The organism is Enterobacter sp. SENG-6 (genome assembly GCF_001605945.1).
In the GTDB taxonomy this organism is placed as follows: Bacteria; Pseudomonadota; Gammaproteobacteria; order Enterobacterales; family Enterobacteriaceae; genus Enterobacter; species Enterobacter cloacae.
Genome location: NZ_LOMM01000059.1, coordinates 1 through 2,445 on the forward strand (window position 1 = coordinate 1; position 2,445 = coordinate 2,445).

Here is a 2,445-nt window from a genome sequence, read left to right on the forward strand (position 1 = left end):
CGGCCTTTGAATGGGTTCATGTGCAGCTCCATCAGCAAAAGGGGATGATAAGTTTATCACCACCGACTATTTGCAACAGTGCCAAAAATACCCTCAGCAATTAGTGTACTGAGGGTATTGTTAACCATCCGTAGGATCGTTCAACTGATCAATGCCTTAACTGATCGGTGTTATCCCGATTGGGAGGCTTTACAAAATAGCTCATTTTTATCTTACGCTTGCGCTTTCTTAGGCAAAGAAAAGTGCAGTAAGGCATAGCCAAGTAATGCTGCTGTCGTAGAACCCATTAAGATACCGAGTCGAGCATAGGTATCAAATTCAGGACTTACATTTCCGAACGCTAAAGAGGAAATGAAGATAGACATTGTAAAGCCAATACCACACAACACAGATACCGCAAAGATATGCTTGAAGTTAACGCCTTCAGGTAACTTAGCAACGCCCATTTTTACCGCTGCCCAGCTAAAGGTAAAGATACCTAGAGGCTTACCAACCAGTAGACCCAAAGCAATACCGAGTGGCAGCATTGAAGTTAGACCTGACATCGATACGCCTTCTAACGAAATCCCCGCATTGGCAAATGCGAATAGAGGCAGAATACCAAATGCCACGTATGGGTGAAGCGCGTGCTCCATATGTTTAAGTGGAGAATGTTCGCCCTGCTTTCCCTTTAGTGGGATAGCAAAACCAATCACTACACCTGCCAATGTTGCGTGAACACCAGATTTAAGCACCGCGAACCATAAGATCGCACCGACGATCATGTATGGCGTAAGTTTTGTTACTTCCTTCGCATTCAACATGAATAGGACACCAGTCATGATGAAGCCAACAAGCAACGCCATGGTCGACAGGTCACCGGTGTAAAATAGCGCGATAATAACAACTACACCTAAATCATCGATGATAGCAACCGCCAGCAAGAACACTTTTAGGCTTACTGGTACACGCTTACCTAATAACGCCATGATACCTAAAGCAAAAGCGATATCTGTCGCCGCTGGAATTGCCCAACCAGAAATCGCCTCAGGATCGTTGGCATTAAAGGCTACGTAAATAAGAGCAGGAGTTAATATACCGCCAACCGCTGCAATCGCAGGGAAAATTGCGGTTTCTTTTGATTTTAACGCACCTTCAAGCAGCTCTCGCTTAACTTCAAGGCCAATGAGTAAGAAGAAAACAGCCATTAGGCCGTCATTAATCCAGTGAGAAACTGACATACCAAATACATAAGTATGCAGTACAGATTGATAAGTTTCGCCCAGCGGTGAGTTAGCAATGGTCATCGCAATTGCCGCGGCAATCACGAGAAGAATACCACCAGCTGATTCCATTTTGAAAAAGTCACGAATGACATCGTTCATGGTTTCGTCCTTATATTTATTATCTTAATAAACGATTAACAAAGAATGATAAGAGTGTATAGCGGTCGAAAACTTTAGAATAATTGAATCGCCACGGATAATCTAGACACTTCCGAGCCGTTGATTGGACTGACCCCACGCCCGTAGACAAATTCTGTCCTCACGACGAGGCCTGTTCGAAGGCCTCCGGACTGACGCCGCCGAGGTGACTGTGGCGCCGGGCCCGGTTGTAGAACACTTCAATGTAATCGAAGATATCCGCCCGGGCTAGATCCCGGGTTTTGTATATTCTCTTCCTGATGCGCTCTTTTTTCAGTGAACTGAAGAACGATTCGGCCACCGCATTATCCCAGCAGTTGCCACGCCGGCTCATGCTCGGGACCAGGTTATTAGCCCGGCAGAAGGGTGATGCTGCCAACTTACTGACGCCCTTCTAAGAGTCAAGCTGTTATCGGGATACTGTTGATCCGCCTGTTTTGATTGCGCAGTAACGTGTAAACTTCGCGGGAGATATATCGCTTTAGACAGCGTATCGCTTCCATTTTTGTATGTCCTTCGGCTACACGCCTGGCGACATATTCCTTTGTTTTTGCGTCAGTTCGTAAGCGTCCGATGGCGATGATGTGAAGTGCACTATTTGCAGCACGATCTCCACCACGATTAAGTCGGTAACGGTTCGTTTTTCCAGAAGAAACGGGGACCGGGCTGACACCACACAGTGCCGCAAATCCTGATTCTGATCTTAACCGTTGAGGATTGTCTCCGGCAGTGATCAGCAACTGTGAAGCGCTTTCGTATCCGATAGCATTACGTTTAATCAGCTCAGGTGCCAACTCGTCGACAATTGCCGCAATCATGACATCCAGATCAGCGATTTCGTCATGTAACTCGAGATAGCGTCGGGCAAGGGACTTTAATGAAATGCGATAAACGTTGGTTACATTGCGGTATTCACTGGCATCAGGTCTCCAGGAACCCAGGGTCCTGATGAGCTGCATGGGCACTGTTGCAAATAGTCGGTGGTGATAAACTTATCATCCCCTTTTGCTGATGGAGCTGCACATGAACCCATTCAAAGGCC

1 protein-coding gene and 2 pseudogenes are annotated in these 2,445 nt (G+C 46.6%); all 3 read right to left on the minus strand.

The window, feature by feature from the left end; translation table 11 throughout:
- Nucleotides 1-212 precede the first annotated feature (212 nt).
- A complete protein-coding gene (gene nhaA / locus AX755_RS20410; RefSeq protein WP_001000602.1) occupies nt 213-1,364 on the minus strand; it encodes a Na+/H+ antiporter NhaA in 1,152 nt (383 codons plus the stop codon).
- A gap of 160 nt (nt 1,365-1,524) precedes the next feature.
- A pseudogene (locus AX755_RS20415) lies at nt 1,525-1,767 on the minus strand (IS3 family transposase); the annotation flags it as partial.
- Between the two features lie 37 nt (nt 1,768-1,804).
- Nucleotides 1,805-2,362 (minus strand): annotated as a pseudogene (locus AX755_RS20420) (IS110 family transposase); the annotation flags it as partial.
- Nucleotides 2,363-2,445: the final 83 nt, after the last annotated feature.